This window comes from Emticicia fluvialis (assembly GCF_024793945.1).
Taxonomy (GTDB): domain Bacteria; phylum Bacteroidota; class Bacteroidia; order Cytophagales; family Spirosomataceae; genus Emticicia; species Emticicia fluvialis.
In genome coordinates this window covers 207,399-225,729 of the sequence record NZ_JANUSD010000008.1, presented here as the reverse complement: position 1 = coordinate 225,729, position 18,331 = coordinate 207,399, and the positions used below count along the sequence as shown (strand labels likewise).

The 18,331-nt window shown below is 42.4% G+C and carries 16 protein-coding genes; 11 read left to right on the top strand and 5 right to left on the bottom strand.

What is annotated here, in order from left to right:
- Positions 1–105: 105 nt before the first annotated feature.
- The gene (locus NZ848_RS11515; protein WP_259015601.1) at positions 106–4,011 is read left to right on the top strand and encodes an AAA domain-containing protein; all 3,906 of its coding nucleotides are present in this window, start codon (positions 106–108) and stop codon (positions 4,009–4,011) included.
- A 45-nt stretch (positions 4,012–4,056) separates the two neighbouring features.
- On the opposite strand, the gene NZ848_RS11510 is transcribed toward NZ848_RS11515, so the two are convergent.
- Positions 4,057–4,701 (bottom strand): REP-associated tyrosine transposase, encoded by a 645-nt coding sequence (locus NZ848_RS11510; RefSeq protein ID WP_259015600.1) that lies wholly within the window; start codon positions 4,699–4,701, stop codon positions 4,057–4,059.
- Positions 4,702–4,808: 107 nt separating this feature from the next.
- A complete protein-coding gene (locus NZ848_RS11505; protein ID WP_253532714.1) occupies positions 4,809–5,873 on the bottom strand; it encodes a TerC/Alx family metal homeostasis membrane protein in 1,065 nt (354 codons plus the stop codon).
- Positions 5,874–6,075: 202 nt separating this feature from the next.
- On the opposite strand from NZ848_RS11505, the gene NZ848_RS11500 reads away from it, so the two are divergent.
- Entirely contained in the window at positions 6,076–6,816 is a 741-nt protein-coding gene (locus NZ848_RS11500) for a glycosyltransferase family 2 protein (protein ID WP_259015599.1), read from the top strand.
- A 56-nt stretch (positions 6,817–6,872) separates the two neighbouring features.
- On the opposite strand, the gene NZ848_RS11495 is transcribed toward NZ848_RS11500, so the two are convergent.
- Positions 6,873–8,150 carry a metallophosphoesterase gene (locus NZ848_RS11495; protein WP_253532706.1) on the bottom strand — a complete coding sequence of 426 codons (1,278 nt, stop codon included), beginning with the start codon at positions 8,148–8,150 and terminating at the stop codon, positions 6,873–6,875.
- Positions 8,151–8,374: 224 nt separating this feature from the next.
- Here NZ848_RS11495 and NZ848_RS11490 point away from each other — a divergent pair, with 224 nt between their 5' ends.
- The 6 genes from NZ848_RS11490 (at position 8,375) to purU (ending at position 12,597) form a co-directional block, all read left to right on the top strand.
- Positions 8,375–8,932: a TetR/AcrR family transcriptional regulator gene (locus NZ848_RS11490; RefSeq protein WP_253532703.1), complete on the top strand. Its 558-nt coding sequence runs from the start codon at positions 8,375–8,377 to the stop codon at positions 8,930–8,932.
- A gap of 104 nt (positions 8,933–9,036) precedes the next feature.
- Positions 9,037–9,564 (top strand): DinB family protein, encoded by a 528-nt coding sequence (locus tag NZ848_RS11485; protein ID WP_259015598.1) that lies wholly within the window; start codon positions 9,037–9,039, stop codon positions 9,562–9,564.
- A gap of 138 nt (positions 9,565–9,702) precedes the next feature.
- The gene (locus NZ848_RS11480) at positions 9,703–10,362 is read left to right on the top strand and encodes a thioredoxin family protein (RefSeq protein WP_259015597.1); all 660 of its coding nucleotides are present in this window, start codon (positions 9,703–9,705) and stop codon (positions 10,360–10,362) included.
- A 102-nt stretch (positions 10,363–10,464) separates the two neighbouring features.
- Positions 10,465–11,280, top strand: a complete 816-nt coding sequence (gene mazG, locus NZ848_RS11475) for a nucleoside triphosphate pyrophosphohydrolase (protein ID WP_253532690.1) — start codon at positions 10,465–10,467, stop codon at positions 11,278–11,280.
- Between the two features lie 21 nt (positions 11,281–11,301).
- On the top strand, positions 11,302–11,709 hold the full coding sequence (gene ruvX / locus NZ848_RS11470) for a Holliday junction resolvase RuvX (protein ID WP_259015596.1): 408 nt from the start codon (positions 11,302–11,304) through the stop codon (positions 11,707–11,709).
- Positions 11,710–11,757: 48 nt separating this feature from the next.
- A complete protein-coding gene (purU, locus tag NZ848_RS11465; RefSeq protein ID WP_253532686.1) occupies positions 11,758–12,597 on the top strand; it encodes a formyltetrahydrofolate deformylase in 840 nt (279 codons plus the stop codon).
- A gap of 148 nt (positions 12,598–12,745) precedes the next feature.
- Here purU and NZ848_RS11460 read toward each other — a convergent pair whose 3' ends face one another.
- The gene (locus NZ848_RS11460; protein ID WP_259015595.1) at positions 12,746–14,368 is read right to left on the bottom strand and encodes an OmpA family protein; all 1,623 of its coding nucleotides are present in this window, start codon (positions 14,366–14,368) and stop codon (positions 12,746–12,748) included.
- 219 nt (positions 14,369–14,587) lie between these two features.
- Here NZ848_RS11460 and NZ848_RS11455 point away from each other — a divergent pair, with 219 nt between their 5' ends.
- Positions 14,588–15,568 (top strand): bifunctional heptose 7-phosphate kinase/heptose 1-phosphate adenyltransferase, encoded by a 981-nt coding sequence (locus NZ848_RS11455; RefSeq protein WP_253532682.1) that lies wholly within the window; start codon positions 14,588–14,590, stop codon positions 15,566–15,568.
- A 582-nt stretch (positions 15,569–16,150) separates the two neighbouring features.
- Positions 16,151–17,059: a ribosome small subunit-dependent GTPase A gene (rsgA, locus tag NZ848_RS11450; RefSeq protein ID WP_259015622.1), complete on the top strand. Its 909-nt coding sequence runs from the start codon at positions 16,151–16,153 to the stop codon at positions 17,057–17,059.
- A gap of 6 nt (positions 17,060–17,065) precedes the next feature.
- Here rsgA and NZ848_RS11445 read toward each other — a convergent pair whose 3' ends face one another.
- The gene (locus NZ848_RS11445; RefSeq protein WP_259015594.1) at positions 17,066–17,713 is read right to left on the bottom strand and encodes a phosphatase PAP2 family protein; all 648 of its coding nucleotides are present in this window, start codon (positions 17,711–17,713) and stop codon (positions 17,066–17,068) included.
- Between the two features lie 62 nt (positions 17,714–17,775).
- On the opposite strand from NZ848_RS11445, the gene NZ848_RS11440 reads away from it, so the two are divergent.
- Positions 17,776–18,324: a YceD family protein gene (locus NZ848_RS11440; RefSeq protein ID WP_253532678.1), complete on the top strand. Its 549-nt coding sequence runs from the start codon at positions 17,776–17,778 to the stop codon at positions 18,322–18,324.
- Positions 18,325–18,331 lie beyond the last annotated feature (7 nt).

The following is an 18,331-nucleotide window of genomic DNA, read 5'->3' as shown; positions in this document are numbered from 1 at the left end:
ACCAGCCAAAAAATGTTGACACTTGTTGAACGTTGATGAATGGTTAACTTTGTTTAATTAACAGCCATAAAAACTAACATATTTGAGCTTTGAAAGGAAAGAACCGTGCAGAAATTACTTAAGACATACCTCCGCAGACTGACTAATCTTACGTCCCGTAATCGGTCATTATTATTGTTAAGTTTACCTCAGGAACAGTTCATTGATTTACATATCCTGAATTTTCTTGACAGCAAGCCATCGTTCGACTACATCCATCAATTAATTGCACAAAAAACGCAGATACCTTTGTGCGATGTACACGACAGCCGCTTCGATAAAGTAAATGAAGCCAGCCAACGGCTTCGCAAGCTGGCACGTACGGAGGCATTCATTGAAGAAGAACGGGGTGCTAAAGATTTATACATTGGGTATCCGTTTGTAAAAGGTAAACTTTCAGATGGCACTGTTGTCAGGTGCCCGCTATTGTTTTTTCCGGTTACGCTAAAAAACAACGGCAAAAAGTGGATGCTTGAACAGCGCGATGAACCCGTAAGCCTGAACAGGAGTTTCCTGTTGGCGTACTCGCATTTTAACCAGATAAAGCTACCCGACGAATGGCTGGAGAAATCGTTTGAGGATTTTGATAAAGACAGCCTGGCGTTTCGTACCCAATTGTATGAAATGCTGAAAGACAGCCCGGTTGAGGTTAATTTTAATCAGGAACTGTTCACTAATCAGCTAATTGATTTTGAAAAGTTAAACCGTGCCGACCTCGATAAATCAGAAAGAAATGGCGAGCTGAAACTACAGCCTCAGGCGGTGTTGGGTATTTTTCCGCAGGCGGGGTCTTACCTTGTGCCTGATTACGAAGAGCTGATAAAAAACGCCGAAGAGGGGCAATATGAGCTTGATACCTTTGAAGAATTTTTTGAGCATGCTTCTATACCTGCCTCGCAGGCCCAGTATAAGGAAGAAACAGCCTTTTTACCCTTTGCCATTGATGCCTCTCAGGAAGAGGCCATTAAACAGGTAAAAGAAGGTGGCTCTGTTGTAGTGCAGGGGCCTCCGGGCACGGGCAAGTCTCAGCTCATTGCCAACCTGATTGCCGATTTTACAGCCCGCGGTAAAAAAGTGCTGGTTGTATGCCAGAAACGTGTGGCCCTCGACACCGTGTACCAGCGGCTACAAAAAATACTGATGACAGATTTCGTAGCGTTGATTCATGATTTTAAAAATGACAGGAAAACACTTTTTGATAAAATAGCCGGACAAATAGCGCGTGTTGAAGAGTTTCAGAAAAAGAACAAAGGGTTGGATGCCATTTTTCTGGAACGCAACTTTACGCAAATCAGCAGGCGGATAGATAAGATTTCAGAAGAATTGCAGGAACTGAAAGACGCACTTTTTGATGAGTCGGTATGTGGAGTATCGGTAAAAGAACTTTATCTGAGCAGCAATATTAACAAGCCTGCCATTGAGATACAAGACCTTTACCGCTCTTTCAGGTTTGATGAGCTGGCCGACTTTGAAGGACGCCTGAACCGCTTTTTGAAATACGAGGCTAAACTTCAGGCATCAGCAGGTTACGACTTCTGGCAATTGAGGAATTCGTTCCGGAATAAAAATTTCATTGAACTGCCCAGAATATCAGAAACGATTGAAGACATCATAGATTTTCAACAAAAACACGGGCAACTGTTTTCAGTTATTGAACTGAATAATTTTGATGAGCAAATGCTCAAGAGATTTATTCAGAACTTTGAAAACAAAGAGGTTGAAGAAATTTTCAGGTCTATCATTCAGCAGGGTAAATTTACAAGTAACCGGCTGTTTGACATAGAAAAAATCTACCAGTCGCTTGAAAAACTGTTTATCAACGATGGCATTGAGCCGAGTATTCCGGCCCGCGATTTAAATTTCAGAAAAGCGCAGATAGAAAAAGCTTATGCTGCCAGCCAGTCGGCTTTAAACTGGTTTATCTGGAAACTGTTTTCAAAAGATAAAAAAGACATAGAAGCGCTTTTGGCTAATAACCGGCTGCCTGTTAGTGAAGAAGGACTAAGCAACCTGAGAAAGAAGATTCATCAGCGTATTACCTTTGAGGATATAAAGGAAAAACTTAGCAAAAAAGAAATTCTGATTGATGAAAAAGACAGTTGGGATACCATCTCGGAATATCTTCAGAATTTCATTCTGGCTAATAAGGCCTATGCCCAATACCAGCAGGAGGAAGCTGTTCTGAGACAGACAACGCATATATTCCAGAATCCGAAGACTATATTTTTACGAACTTTTAATGCGCTGGAACAATTAATTGCCGACACCAAGCGGCATTTTGTACAATGGAATGAGCATCTTTCTGTACCGCAGATAGAAAAACTGGTAGATGTGCCCGACTTAAAGATAGGGCGACTGGGTTACCTGAAACAGCACTTTGATTTGATGGTAGAGGCCGATGAACTGAAAGAGTCTTTTCTGGCTGCAGAACTGGAAGTTGTGCAACGATTATTGAATTACAAAAGTCAACAGGCAGATATTGCTGAGTTAGGAGCTGTTTTTCAGAACGCTTTACGCCTGGCCTGGAGAAACCACATTGAGAATCTTTATCCGATTCTCCGCGGGGTTAGCTCGCTTAAGGTGGAACAACTGGAAGCAGAGTTACAGGAAAGTGTCTTGAAAAAACAGGAACTGAGCCAGGAAATATTGCTGCTGAAACTGCGAGAGCAGACATATCAGGTCCTTGAGTTTAATCGTCTTCAAAATGTGGTTACCTACCGGGATTTACAACACCAGACCACCAAAAAACGCAAGTTATGGTCGGTACGGAAATTACTGGAGAATCATTCAGAAGAAATATTCAAACTCATACCCTGCTGGATGGCTTCGCCGGAATCGGTGTCTGCTATTTTTCCGTTGTCGGCTCAAAATCCGGAGGACTCTTTATTTGACCTCGTAATTTTTGATGAGGCCTCTCAATGCTTTGCTGAAAACGGTATCCCGGCTATTTACAGGGGTAAGCAGGTGGTAATTGCCGGCGACTCCAAGCAATTGCAGCCAACCGACCTGTATCAGGTAAGGTACGATGAAGACGCCGAAGACGAACCTGCTCTGGAAATTGACTCTCTGCTAGACCTGGCCGCACAGTATCTGCCTCAGGCCTGGCTCAAAGGCCATTACCGAAGCCAGTCTTTAGATCTGATTGACTTCTCGAATCAGCATTTTTATAAGAACTCACTTCAACTATTGCCTCATTATTCCGAGATAAGTAAGAATAAACCTGCCATCAGCTTTATTAAACTGGATGGTTTCTGGGAAAATAACACTAATCCGATTGAAGCCCAAAGGGTGCTTGAAATTGTAACTGACCTCAAGAAAAAACTACCAACCAAAACTATTGGTGTGGTTACTTTCAACTTCAAACAGGCTGATTTGATTTACCAGACCATTACCCCCGAACTGGGTGAAGACTGGGGTGTAATTAAAAATATTGAGAATATTCAGGGCGATGAGTATGATATTGTGATTTTCTCGGTAGGATATGCCCCTAATCTGAAAGGTAAGCTATTGATGAACTTTGGTAGCCTGAACCAGCAGGGAGGAGAAAACCGACTGAATGTGGCGATTACCCGCGCCAGAGAACAGGTATATATTGTAAGTAGTATTCTGCCTCATCAGTTGCAGGTAGAGCAGGCAACCAACAACGGCCCGAAACTATTGAAGAAATATCTGGAATACGCATTGGAGGTATCGGAGGGTAAATACTCGCCTGAGCCTTTTTCTACCGAAAAGCTGAACACGCGTTGGTTGTTGAAGCACCAGCTGGTTCAGGAGAACTCCGGATTTTACCTGGAGCTGCCCTTTGCTGATGTTACTGTAAAAGACGCTGGCAGATATGAATCGTTGATTTTGACAGACGATGATTTGTATTTCGAAAGCATTTCGCCTAAAGAGGCGCATGCTTACTTGCCTATAAGTTTGCGGGCAAAAGGGTGGAAATTTGAAAGAATCTGGAGCCGTAACGCGGAGTGATACTCCGCGGAACAGTTCCTCGGAGTGCCACTCCGAGAGTTATACTCAGGGCTGCAAGTACCAGCCCTTAACAGCATCTGACAAATAGGTATACTTCCATGCCTGCCAGTTATTGACCAGCCCTGCCTTAACCGGATTCTGAACAATATAGTCCACAACGCGAACAAACTCTTCGTCGTTGCGCACTACGTGGTCATAACTTTCTGGTGCCCAGAAAGCATTGCCGGTCAAATCCAGTAATTCGTTTGATTTGCGTGCCGTATGGCTTTTCAGTGATTGCAGAACCCTGTAAAATCCTTCCTGATGAATTGTGGCAGTCAGCAACACATGCACATGGTTGGGCATTATGCAAAAGGCATGTAACTGATAATATTTGGTATTTCTGAAATGTAGTGCTTCCGCTAATATTTCTGCTATAGATTCAACCCCAAGCCATGTTACCCCATTCAGGCTTTGATGCAGATAGCTGTCGAACCTGGCAAAGTATCGCTTCTGAATTTTATATAGTTCAACCTTCCTTATTGTTTCATCAGCAACTATTTTTCTAACCTGTGCTTCTGCAAGTTCTCTCTCGGCCATTAGTTTCTTAATTATTTCTTTTGGCAAAGAATTAGCCAGACGGAAAGTTATGAACAACCTTTCGTCAGGAGGAAGAATATGAGGTAAATTTCTTCTATAATGGGTTTTCATTATCTCAGCAAACTTTGAGGCAGAACACCTCAGAGCGGAAATCCCGGAGTATCACTCCGAGCAACATTCACGCGGAGTATCACTCCGAGCAACATTCACGCGGAGTATCACTCCGCGCTACTTTTCTTCTCCGGAAACACCACACTGGCCCCAATACTCACCACCAGAATACCCACAATTACCAACAAAGAATGCACGTTGGTGAATCCTACGGCAGACAGTTGGTGGTGCAACAGCATCTTCACGCCAATGAATGTAAGTAGTATACCCAGACCAAATTTTAAGAACCGGAAAAGGCCCATAATACTTGCCAGGAAGAAAAACATAGAGCGAAGCCCCATAATAGCAAACACATTGGAAAAGAATACAATGTACGGGTCTTTCGTTATCGAGAAAATAGCAGGAATAGAGTCAACAGCAAAAACCACGTCGGTACCTGCAATAACCAGCATCACCAGAAATAAAGGCGTAATATACCACTTTTTATAACGGCGGTGATACACCAGAAAATGGTCAATTACATTACGCTTATACACGTTAAAATATTTGGAAGCGAATTTCACAATAGGGTGATGCGCCGGGTCTATTTGTTCATCTTCTTCCTTGTTACGTAGAATATTTATACCAGTGTAAATCAGAAAAGCGCCGAAAATAAACAAAATCCACTCAAACTCCTGAATAAGGGCTGCCCCGATAAAAATGAAAATAAAACGCAAAACAATAGAGCCAAGAATACCCCATACCAAAACCTTTTTATAAAACTTTTTATCAACCCCAAACGAATTGAAAATCAGTATAAACACAAAGATATTATCAACCGAAAGCGAATACTCTGTCAGATAACCCGTCAGGTAATCAATAGCCATGCTATTCTGGAAAGTACGCAGGGCGGCATCAAAATTTGGCGGTAGCTGTAAAGAATCGTAATAAAGCGACTTTACATGCTGCAAATGGCTCTCATCACTGATATCATGAATCAAATACCCATACTGGCGAAGAAAAAAGAAAAAGGCTATGGCCAGCGACACCCAAACGGCGCTCCAGATACCTGCCTCTTTAAAACTCACAACATGGCTTTTAGATTTGCTGAAAGCCCCCAAATCAAGAGCCATCACAAATGCTACAAAAATGGCAAAGCCAATAAAAAATATTGTCTCACTAGATAATGTCATAGTATAAATGTGTAAAACGAAATCTACTTCCGTGTGTTATTCAATAGTTTCTGGCATTCTTATTGCCTGTATTTAATAGGTGCTTCACTAATTTATTCTTGGAAATCAAAAGAATCATGCCCTATTTTGCACCAAAATGTAATAATACGGCTATTTGCCGGAAATCGGATGCAAATTTGCACCGAAAACTCGAATAATTAATATGTATAATAATAAAAAAGTAGTGGTGGTTATGCCCGCTTACCGGGCCTCTCAAACACTTGAACGTACGTACCGGGAAATTCCCTTCGATATTGTCGATGAAGTAATTTTAGTAGACGACTACAGCCCCGATGATACGTCTGAGGTTGCAAGAAAACTAGGCATCAACCACGTAATACGCCATGACATAAACAAAGGCTACGGCGGAAACCAGAAAACCTGCTACACCAAAGCCCTTGAAATAGGGGCTGACATTGTGGTGATGGTTCACCCCGACTACCAATATACCCCCAAGTTAATAAGAGCCATGGTAAGTATCATCGGAGAAGAACTCTATCCGGTTGTTTTCGGCTCAAGAATACTGGGCAAGGGCGCATTGAAAGGCGGCATGCCCCTCTATAAATACATTGCTAATAGATTTCTTACCTTTACACAGAATCTGCTGATTAACCAGAAACTATCTGAATACCATACCGGCTACCGGGCGTTCTCAAGGCAAGTGCTTGAAACTGTACCTTTCAGAAAATGCGACGATGATTTTATTTTCGACAATGAAATGATTGCGCAGATATTCTGGAAAGATTTTGAAATAGCTGAGGTTACCTGCCCTACCAAATATTTTGAAGAAGCCTCTTCTATCAATTTTGTAAGAAGCTCTAAATATGGCCTGGGTGTTTTGTGGGTATCTCTTCGATATTTGTTAACCAGAGTCGGCCTCTATAAGTGGGACTTACTGGTATAACCCATCCGGTATTAAAACGAAGGGCGAATATCTGATTGGATATCCGCCCTTTTAATTTATGCTGATTTCAATTCGAAAATAGTAATTTCCGGATAAATACCCACACGCCCCGGATAACCGATGTAACCAAAACCACGGTTCACATACAGCTTCTGGTCGTTCTCCTCATACAAACCTGCCCACTCTTTGTAGCGCAACTGCACCGGCGACCACTTGAAACTACCCAATTCTACCCCATATTGCATACCATGTGTGTGTCCGGCAAAGGCCACGTCTATATCTTTATATTGAGGTAGCACCTGGCCTCTCCAATGGCTTGGGTCATGCGATAACAATAATTTCACCGGATACTCCTGCGTACCGGCGTGCGCCTTTTCAAGATTACCATACTTAGAGAAACCACCCGCGCCCCAGTTCTGAATACCCAGAACAGCCAGTTTTTCACCATCAACCTTCACTTCTCTGTGTTCGTCAAGCAAAATATCCCAGCCCATAGTTTTATGGGCCCCAATCAGGTCATTCAGGTTCTGGCGTTTTTTCTCTGCCGAAACCCATTGTGTATAATCACCGTAATCATGGTTACCCAGAGTAGAGAATGTTCCGAGTGGTGCCTTTATTTTTGAAAAAATCTCAATATAATCTTTTACCTCCGGCGCAATATTATTCACCAGGTCGCCGGTGAAAAAAAACATATCCGGCTTTTCTTTAATCAGCATCTCCACCCCGCCTTTTACTGCCGTTTTATTAAAGAAACTGCCAGAGTGAATGTCAGACAACTGCGCTATCCGCATACCGTCAAACTGCTTTGGCAGGTTTTTAAGGTTAAGAGTTACTTTTCTTACATGATAGTCATGCGCACCTGAAAGAATCCCCCAGGTCATACCTCCCATGTGCAAACCACCCAGAGCCAAGGCCGACTTGGCCAGAAAATCTGAACGGCTGATACCCGTTGCCACAGGTTCCAGGTTCTGCGTAACAGTGGCCGGTTGTGGAGATGAACTTTGAAAAAACGAGACAATCCACTTAAAAAAGCGGATGATATCATCAATAAACAATACCAGCACCGAGAATATCTTAGAAATATAAAAAATGAAGATACCGGCCATCAGAAAAGTGCGGAAACTTGCCCTTACGGGTGCAGTAGCCGGCGTATAGTTAAAAACCACAAACAACCCTACAATTGAAAAGATGGTTAGACCCCAATATCCGATTCCGATTACCTTCTGGGTCATTTCACTTGTTGACCGCATCAATAACCTGACAGCCTGCCATACGTAGAGGTCAATCAACACAAAAACGACAGCCATGATGACTTGTCCTGCAATTTTATTCATAAATATATCTTGAAAGTGTTTGTAAAACCAACGAACAAGAAACGGTTTTACAGAAAAGTTGGTTTCAACAGGCTGATTTTTAATGCATTTATATGATGAAAGGCTTATTTACCATAATAATGGAAGACAGTAGCAAAAAAAAATCAAATTTTACCTACCAACCGTTTGGTAAATAAAAAAATATATTTACATTTGTTTGGCTGCCTATTAAGCGCTTTTAAAATATGCCTGTTCAGAAAGTTACCAAAGAAGAAATACTGCTTAAGTCGTCAGATGTTTTCCGTTTAAAAGGGTATCACAATACATCCATGCAAGACATTGCCAATAATTGTGGCTTGCTTAAAGGTAGCTTGTATCATTATTTTTCCGGCAAAGAAATGCTGATGAAAGATTTACTGGTATGGATTCATGTTTACCTGAAGGAAAAAGTATTCCCGATTGCGTATGATGCTGCCGTAAGCCCCGAAGAACGCATGGAAAAACTGCTAAAAAAAATGGGCAGGCTGCTGCTGGAAAAAGAAGGAGGCTGCCTGATAGGAAACACCACACTGGAGACAGTTGGCGTTATACCCGGGTTTCATGATATATTAAAGCTTATCATGAATGACTGGACCAACGCCCTGCAAAATATTTTTATGAGCGGAAAAGACCCTGATACCGCATTCAGAATGGCACAGCAAACCATTATGGAGTTTGAAGGAGCCGCAATGTTCGCTAAACTATATGGCAGCAAGGAGTTCTTGCATGATGCTTTTCTGCGGACAATGGAAAAACTGAAGTAATGTTTAAAGACAAAGATTTTAATAGTGCGTTAACAGGTAACAGGTCAGGGGGCGCCTGCTTTGGGCCCCCATGATTTCATCCTGCAATTTCAAATCTACTAATCATGACAAAACCTACTTTAAAAGAAGCAATTACCACTAGTTTCAATACCATTGCACAGGAATTAGCATCAGTTGACGAAAAAGAATTCTTTGCACCCATTGGCGATAAATGGTCTATTGCTGAAAACATACTGCATCTTACACAGTCTGCCAAAACCCTGAATGTGGGCTTAGCCCTGCCGCAATCTGTGTTGGTTGAGCAGTTTGGTAAAATTGACCGCCCACAAATGAGTTATGATGAAGTAGTGGCCAGCTATCTGGCCATTCTTGGTACAGGTCTCAAAGCCCGTGGCGCATTTATACCTGAGCTACCAGAAAACCCTTCAAAAGCCGTTTTAATGAGCAGCTTTGTTAAACATCATGAGGCACTGGTACATTTCCTGGATACCTTCACTGAAACCGAACTCGACGAGCTTTGCATAAAACATCCGGTCTTAAAGCTGCTCACTATTCGTGAAATTTATTACTTTATGCACTACCACATAGGGCATCATCATAAAGCCATTAAAGCAGGTTTTAGCAATGTTTAATACCCCGATGCGGTACATGAATCTTAGCATCTAATAATCGTTAAAATTCCGATTTTATAAACAAAGTGTTTTATCGGCCAAATCTTTCTATATTTGTTTGCCCAATAAAAATTACGCTAACTTATTGAATCAGATTGTATGAAAACGATACCGGGATTGATGCTGACTCTGCTTACCGGGCTGTACCTGTTATTAAGCAACATACAGACGGTGGCCGGTGCGCATGAATCGGTCAGCCAACCACATAAAGCAGCCTCCGGTTATGGTATTGGTGACAAGGTGGCTGATTTCAGACTGAAAAACATTGACGGTAAAATGGTTTCGCTGAAAGATTTTGAGTCGGCCAAAGGCTTTGTCATCATTTTTGTTTCTAATCATTGCCCATTCTCTAAGTCTTACGAAGACCGTATCAACAGCATCGACAGAAAGTATGCGGCACAGGGCTTCCCCGTTATAGCCATTAACCCTAACGACCCTGAAGCCTATGAAGAAGACTCATTTGCCAATATGCAGGCAAGAGCAAGAGAAAGAGGTTATACGTATCCATACCTGAACGATAACACACAGGCCGTAACCAGGCTCTTTGGTGCCACCCGCACCCCGCAGGCTTTTGTATTGAAAAAAGAAAACGGCCACCTGGTTGTTCAGTACATCGGTGCCATTGACGACAACTCGCAAGAACCCGCCCTGGTAACCAGACACTACGTAAGCGATGCCGTAAACAATCTGCTGCTGGGCAAACCCGTTGTAACCACAACAACCAAACCTATCGGCTGCGCCATTAAATGGAAGTCTTGATTGAAAGCCAAATTACAACGTTTGATTATGCCCTCTGTTTAATTCAGGTGGCATTTTTGTTTTTTATTACCGACCTTTACAGAAATTTCGAACAATTGAGATATGAGTAATAAACTTCCTTTAGTATTTCCTCAGGAGCGTATGGAAAAACTCATGGCCTTTGACCGCCTGCTGACCATCATGGATGAACTGCGCGAGCAATGCCCCTGGGATAAAAAACAGACGATGGACACCCTGCGTCATTTGACGATTGAAGAAACTTATGAGCTGTCAGACGCCATTCTGGAGAAGGATCTTACGGAGGTAAAAAAAGAGCTGGGCGACATCATGCTTCACCTGGTGTTTTACGCCAGAATTGGCTCTGAAACCGGAGATTTTGACATAGCTGATGTACTGAATGGCATCTGCGATAAACTCATAGCCCGCCACCCGCATATTTATGGCGATGTGAAAGTTGAAAACGAAGAGCAGGTAAAACAGAACTGGGAGCAACTAAAGCTAAAAGAAGGCAATAAATCTGTACTGTCCGGAGTTCCGCAATCATTGCCGGCATTGGTGAAAGCCATGCGGATACAGGAAAAAGCAAGAGGTGTGGGCTTTGACTGGGAAGAAAAAAGTCAGGTGTGGGCTAAGGTTGAAGAAGAAATGCAGGAATTTAAGGAGTTGTTTAATGCCGAAAAGCAGGAGGTAATTGATGCCGAAAAGGCCGAGGGCGAGTTTGGCGATTTGTTGTTTTCGCTCGTAAATTATGCGCGGTTCATCAACCTGAATCCGGAAACGGCGTTGGAACGTACCAATAAGAAGTTCATCAAGCGTTTTCAGTACCTTGAACAAAAAGCCAAAGACGCCAGCAAACAACTGAAAGACATGACACTGGCCGAAATGGACGTGTTCTGGGAAGAAGCCAAAAAATTGTAGTTAATTTAAAATCAGAATCCATTGCCAAGAATACTCGCCATCGATTACGGTGCCAAACGCACAGGCCTGGCCGTTACGGACCCGCTGAAGATTATTGCCTCGGCGCTGGAAACAGTACCCAGCGGCACACTGATTAATTATCTGAAAAAATACACCGCTGCAGAAGAAGTGGAAGCATTTGTGGTAGGTATGCCCAAAAATCTGGACGGTAACGATACCCACGGCACCTTTTATGTAAATAAATTGATTGAAGAGTTAAAAATTCAGTTTCCGGCTATGCCCGTGCATCTGGTTGATGAGCGTTTCACGTCTAAAATGGCCGTACAAACCATGATTGCCGGTGGTATGAAAAAAAAGGACAGACAAGTAAAAGGCAATGTGGATAAAATAAGTGCCGTGATTATATTGCAGAGTTTTATGGGTATGTAAATAAACCTGCCCGGTTATTAATGATCAGTTTACAGCAAAAGTAAAGTAATGGTAAAACATATTCTCTTAATGGACGGCCCCGATGCCAAAGGGCTTATTTTTCATGTAACCAGTGTCTTATATAAAAACGAGTGCAATATTCTTGCCCAGGACGAATACGTAAGCCCTGACAGGCAGTTTTTTATGCGCACTGAATTTGAAGCGCCTGATGAACTGAACCCGGAAAAAGTACTGAAAGACCTGAGAGACAACATTCTTTCGAATGCCATTAACCTGAGGATAATTCCGAAGAAGAAAAAAGACATAGTTGTGCTTTGTACCAAAGAACACCATTGCCTGTCTGACTTACTGATACGTTATAATTTCGATGAGCTTGATGCCAACATTATAGCAGTGGTAAGCAATTATAATCTTCTGCAACCTCTGGCCAGCAAATTTGGTATTCCGTTTCATTTTGTAAGCCACGAGCATAAAACCCGTGAAGAACACGAAGAGGCGCTTTTAAGAACGCTGGAAATCTACAAACCCGAATTTGTGGTGCTGGCCAAATACATGCGTATTTTATCGCCAGAATTTGTTTCGCATTACCCCAATAAGATTGTTAACATCCATCATTCGTTTTTACCTGCCTTTATAGGCGCTAACCCTTACCGCCAGGCCTACGAACGCGGTGTAAAAATTATTGGCGCTACGGCCCACTTTGTGAACAATAATCTGGACGAGGGACCCATCATTGCCCAGAACATCAAAGAAGTAAACCATCGCTATACTTACCAGGACATGGCACGCGATGGCAAGGAAGTAGAGAAATCGGTACTAACCCAGGCACTGAAACTGGTGTTTAACGATAGGGTTTTTATTTATGGCAACAGAACCGTGATATTGTAGTTAGGTCTTGAACGCTGATTAGTCTGATTTTTTTGATTCCGGTTTAGAATTGATTACTATTCGATTTTATAAATTTAATCAAATTCATACTCATTCATTCAAAAGCCAGGGTAATCATTAAATCTGTTAAATCAAAGTTCAGAAAAATTTACTTACGCACAATAGCCATTTGCACCCTGCGGTTTAAAGCCTTCCCCTCATCGGTATCATTGGGGGCAATCGGGCGTGTTTCACCGTAGCCAATGCTGCTTACTCTTTCAGGATTTATTTTCTTTGAAACCAGATATTTCCTTACGGCCTCTGCCCTATCCTGCGATAACTTGAGGTTACTCTCGTTCGACCCCACGTTATCGGTATGCCCCTGAATCTCAATCACCAGATTCGGGTTCCTTTGAAGCGTTTCTACCATTCTGTCCAGCTCAGGATACGAATCAGGGCGTAAATTAGCCTTCGCGTATTCAAAGAAGATATTATTGAGCGGAATATCAATACCCACTTCAATGGCAGCAATACGAAGTGTCTCGTTTTTTAACTCCTTGTATTCCCTGATTTGCGTCAGGTCAATTCCTTTCTCGATACTGATAAAATCTTTGGCTTCGGCCCTGTAGCTATATTTGGCGCCGTAAGGCAATACAATTTTATATTCGCCGGTAACCGGATTAGTAAAGGCCTCTCCGTCTTCTCCATCAGGTAATGCCTGATAAACAATTTTAGCGTCAGGCACTGGTTTGCCTGTTCTGTTATCAACCACCCTGCCACTGATAACCACCACTGGCGAAGGAGCCAGGCTTTTGGCGTCAATCGGTGTTCCGCCATTGTCCAGGTTCTTTTGTTCTTCAGATCGTGACGTTTGCAATGCCGAGGCCGTTACAGGTGCTTCTTTCTTTTCTTCTCTCAGTTTAAACCTCACTATGTCGCCTTTGCCCAAAGAGTTTTTCTTGGTACTCACATAGGCATATTCGCCCGATGCCCCTACTGAAAATGAATACTCGTTGGCATCAGAGTTTATTTTATTACCCATATTTACCGGCTTCGACCAGCGCTTCCAGCTTCTGTCCAATCGTTTCGACACCCAGATGTCGGTTCCGCCAAAGCCATCTTTACGATCGGTGGCAAAGTATAGCGTATAATTGTCTGAAGCCAGAAAGGGCGATGTTTCTGTGCTGCTTGTGTTGATGTCTCCCCCAATGCTTTCAGGTTTAGACCACTTGCCGTCTCTTGAAAGAAAAGATACGTAGAGGTTATCTTCCTGCGAATTCTTCTTTTCGCTAAAAGCCAGTATCAGTGTTTTTCCGTCGTTTGACAAACAAGCTGCCAGATATTGTCCTTTACATACATTGGCCAGCTTTGGAATAACCACCTCTTCCGGTTCCGACCAGCCGGTTTTGGTTCTTTTGCACATCGATATCCCCACTGCATTATCTCTTCGCCCGTTATGATACACGCCTGAAATCAGAATCTTGTTACCGTCGGGTGTAATACTGAACAAGCTGTTGTATTGGTCTTTATTAATAGAATTGGGCATACGGCGCGCCATCGTCCAGTTGCCATCGTCTCGTTTTTCAGAATACCATACATCGTTGCTGCCTTTGGTTCCGAACGTATTAGATGGGTGGCTCACCCGCACAAAATACAGTGTTTTATCATCCGGTGATATGACCGGACTTAGCTCGTTATATTCAGAATTGATAGCTGTTCCCAGTTGTTCAAGTGTTTGTGCTTTGGCGGCAAAAAAAGAAGAAACAGCAAGTAAAAAGGCTAAAGAACGCATAATGTTGTTTGTAGTGGGTATTATATATGTGCGCTTTTGCAAGGGGCAGGTAAATACCGCTTAATCAAAAGCCTGCAATTTTCACTTACAAATAACGCAATCTATTGCCCAAAATGTATGATTTTTTTAAAAATCCTGTTAAATTCCTTAGTTTTGTAACTCCAAAAAAGCGACCTGCATTGTAAACGAGGCATTAGAACACAACAAATACTTTTTTGAATGAATGTAAATCAGATTTTTGATTCTTTTAATAATCTTCGCGTCCTGATTATTGGCGACGTAATGATTGATTCTTATATTTTCGGAAAAGTTGACAGAATTTCGCCCGAAGCGCCCATACCCGTAGTAACCGTAAAGCAAAAGGAAATAAGGCTCGGAGGAGCCGGAAACGTAGCCATGAACATCAAGTCTCTGGGCGCTACCCCTGTGTTATGCTCGGTGGTTGGTAAAGATGCCGAAGCCAAAGAATTAATAGAGCTGCTGGCTTCAAACCAGTTGCCTACGGATGGAATCATCCAGAGCAGCAACCGGATAACTACAATTAAGCAAAGGATTCTGGCTGGCTCGCAGCATGTTGTCAGGATCGATTCAGAGATGGACTCCGTTATTAACGCCGAAGAACGCAGCCAGCTGATTGAAAAAGCCAAATCGCTGATACCTACCTGCCAGGTTGTAATATTTGAAGATTATGACAAAGGCGTGCTTGACGAACAGAGCATTCAGGAAATAGTGGCGTTTGCCAGACAACATAAAGTGCCCACCATTGTAGACCCTAAAAAACGAAACTTTAAGTACTATAAAGGTGCCGACTTATTTAAACCCAACCTGAAAGAACTGAAAGAAGGCCTGAAGATAGATTTTGATGCCGATAACCTGGATGAAGTGAAAGCAGTAGTAGCCGAAGCCAAAAATGCACTGGGGGTAAATGGTATTTTTCTGACACTCTCTGAAAGGGGCGTTTTCATTGATTTTGAAAACGAAATACACCATTTACCGGCGCATCGCAGGAGCATCACTGACGTTTCAGGGGCTGGCGATACCGTTGTAAGTATTGCCGCTATTTGCCTGGGCTTAAACCTGCCGCCCCGAACAATTGCCGAGTTATCAAACCTGGGCGGTGGTCTGGTTTGTGAGTACGTAGGTGTTATGCCTATTGAAAAACAGAAACTGCAAAACGAGTATCTGAAACACCATGCATAAAATGGGTACTGCCTGACCAGAAATGAAAAGATTCTCAGCGGTACCCGGTTCTGAGGCCGGACAATCACTGAGAATCTTGAGAAACTGTAAAATGGTTTTGGCTAACGGGCATGCACAAAATTATCTTACATTGGGTCTGTAATACGGTAATGTTGGTTTGGTTTTCTTGGCTAAAGAATAAACTACAACTCCTACGGCTACAGCGGCTAATCCGAATAAAACTCCCTTTTTCATTGGTGGTACCAGATAATTAGTAAATATTAGATGTTCTATAACCTATAAACGAAAAAATTGCACAAAACGTTGCCCGATACTTAAAAAAATCTTAAAAATTTATTTAAAGGCTGCTATGTAGCTGCCACAGCGGCCTTTCAGGCTTTTGAACAGTACCGGCACCCTTGGGCCAACAATTGTAAATTTTACAGGTTTACCGGTCGTTTAAGGCATAAATTGTTCAGTACCTTTGCTTTAAAAATAAGATGACTGGCACTTTTTAAGATTAATTTAAGTTTTGATTAGAGTAAATTATCATTTTCAGACTTTAAACGAAAAAAAATATTGAGCCGGAATATAGGTTTAGTGATGCGTTCTACTGGCTCTTGGTACGAGGTACGTACCGAGCAGGGCAATATTTTGCAATGTCGTCTGAAGGGGAAGTTTAAAATCAAGGATTTAAAAGTAACCAACCCTATTGCAGTCGGCGACAAAGTGGCTTTTGACCTGGAAAGCGAAACTGAAAACACCGGTATTATATACGACATACTCGCCCGCGAAAACTATATTATCAGGCAGTCGGTGCATAAAACGGCTCATGGCCATCTGATTGCCACCAATCTTGATCAGGCTATACTGATTGCCACGCTGACTTTTCCGCGAACATCACTGGGCTTTATTGACCGCTTTCTGGTTACTGCCGAATCGTTCCGTATTCCTACCATTCTGGTATTTAATAAACTGGACATACTGGCTGATGAAGCCATTGCCTACCAGGAAGAACTGGCCAATCTATACGAAAGCCTCGGCTACCAATGTGTGTTTACCTCGGCCACCAATAATATCGGTGTTGACACCTTCCGTAATTTACTGAATGGCAAAGTGTCTTTGTTATCCGGGCATTCGGGTGTCGGGAAGTCCACCTTAATTAACGCCATTGCCCCCGATTTAGATTTGCGTACTTCAGAAATATCGACCTTCGCCAATAAAGGGGTACACACCACTACTTTTGCCGAAATGTTTGAGATTAGCCCGGACACCTTTATTATTGATTCGCCCGGCATCAAAGAACTAGGCCTGGCAGATATGGAGAAAGAAGAAATAAGCCATTACTTTCCTGAAATGCGAGAAAAGCTCGGCGAATGCCGCTTTCATAACTGCCTGCACATTGACGAACCCAAGTGCGCCGTGAAGGATGCAGTTATTGAAGGCACCATTGCCGAAAGCCGCTATAACAGCTACCTAAGCATGGTGCTGGGTGAAGATAACAGAAAATAACAGGTGTCAGCCTTTGGCTTGGCTGGCCGGCCATTTCATTTTATCAAACAACAGCACAAGCCCAACTGGCACGGCAACACCCAGAATACTGCCGGCAAAAACATCTCTCGGGAAATGCTGAAATAAATAGACTCTCGAATATCCTACCAGCATTGCCAGGCCCAACCACAAAAAGCCCCAGAAGTTGTTTCTGGCTACCAATATAAAATAACAGGCAAAGGCAAAAGCCGTAAAAGTATGGCCCGACGGAAAACTCTGCCAATGGTGTATTTCCAGGCCTTCAACTATATGTATAACCCGGCCGCTATACTCATAAACCTCCATCGGCCTGGGCAGATTAAACGCATTTTTCATAATAACTGATACCAGGCCCTTGGTAATCCAAATAATTATGAGCATTATTGCCTGGTTTTTTACATTTTCTTTTCTCATTAACCACTGATACAGATAAACAGCCAGCGGTATAAGCCAGAAGCCGTCTTCGCCCAACAGGGTGATGTAACCAAACAGGGTGTCAAGCAGCGGGCTGTTATGCCGGTTTACAAAAAACATCAATTCGGCAGGCGACCAGACAATCTGTAAACTTGCCAGAATTACCAGCCAGATGAAAAATATGATAAAAAACCAACGGTGATTTCTAAGAATTTTAAGCATTTTGTATAAAAACTTTCTTAATTCCAAAATTAGCAGTAAATTTGCAACCTTTCTGTGAAAACGTGAGCAAGGTATTATCAAAATATGACATTCACATTCAGGGTCTCGAAAATAAACGTTATAATTACGAATTTGAGGGAGCCGATGAATTTTTTGAGTTTTTTGAGCAGGATATTATACAATCAGGGCACTTTAAAGCCCATGTTCTGCTTGATAAAAACTCAACCATGATTCAGCTGTTTTTTAAAATAGAAGGACAGATTGAGCTTGTCTGCGACAGAAGCCTTGAGCTATTTGATGAACCTGTGCAATTAGAAGAAAAGTATATCTTTAAGTTTGGAGACAGGCACGAAGAAATAACCGACGAGCTGGAGATGATTCCGATGAATACCGCCACCGTCAACCTTGCACAGCATATTTATGACTTTATTGCGGTTTCGCTTCCTATGAAAAAGCTACACCCGCGGTTCAGAGATGAAGAAGATGATGACGATAGATTTATCTATTCAACAGGTGAAATCGCTGAGGAAGAAGTAAAAACAGAGGAAGACATTGACCCACGCTGGAAAGCGCTGTTAGCATTAAAAAACACCAAAGACGGACAAAATTAAGACAATT